Genomic DNA, 795 nt, shown 5'->3' with positions numbered 1-795 from the left:
GGGCCGCACGCGCCCGTCGCGCCGCCGGCCGGCTGCGCGACGGTAAGACCGCCGTACCGGCCATCAATCCCGCCGCCCCGCTGCTGTGGCTCATCGAGGCGTTCCTTCCCGGCCGTACCGCCACCACCCGGAGCGGCGGCCAGCCGGCCGGCCGCCGGGACCCCGGTGTGGAGCGGGACGTGCGGGCGATCCTCGACAAGACCGCCCACCCGCTGTGGACGATCGGCATCCGCTACGTCATCGCCAAGAACAACCACCGCGGTGGGTCCCGACCGGAGGCCAGGCTGCGCGGTGTCGCGGACGTGGTCGCCTCGTCGTTCGCCGTGTACGCCGGCCGTAACCGGCTCGCCCATCGGGCGCGGATGGCGCAGCCGGTGGCCGTGCTGGCCACACGGCGGCTCGGATCCGGGTTTCTGGCCTCCACCCCCGAGCTGTCCGTCCTCGCGGCGCTGCCGCGGGATCTGGCCGTTCCGGGGTTGGATCGGGCGCGGGCGAAGTCCATGCCGGCCCCGGTGGCGGTGCCGACCGGCGGCCGCGGGATGAAGGTCCTCGGTGACGCCGAAGTCGGTGGCCACGCGGTGGCCCTGTCCGTCGCCGATGCGAGGTATCACATGCATGTGGTCGGATCGACGGGCTCCGGGAAGACGACCCTGCTGGTCAACATGGCCGTCGAGGACATCACCGCCGGGCGGGGCACCGTGGTCATCGACCCGCACGGCGACATGGTCCTGGACATCCTCGACCGGCTCCCCGCCAGCGTCGCCGGGCGGGTGGTGCTGTTCGACCCCGACCAGC

Annotated in this window: 1 protein-coding gene; it reads left to right on the top strand. The window is 73.8% G+C overall.

Annotated elements, in window-relative coordinates; genetic code table 11:
• A partial coding sequence (locus F8271_RS31595; protein ID WP_151493420.1) for a helicase HerA domain-containing protein occupies nt 1-795 on the top strand: 795 nt, incomplete at both ends.

The sequence above is a fragment of the Micromonospora sp. ALFpr18c genome, assembly GCF_008868155.1.
Lineage (GTDB): Bacteria > Actinomycetota > Actinomycetes > Mycobacteriales > Micromonosporaceae > Micromonospora.
Note: the sequence above shows the minus strand (reverse complement) of the source record. Positions and strands in the feature narration are given on the sequence as shown.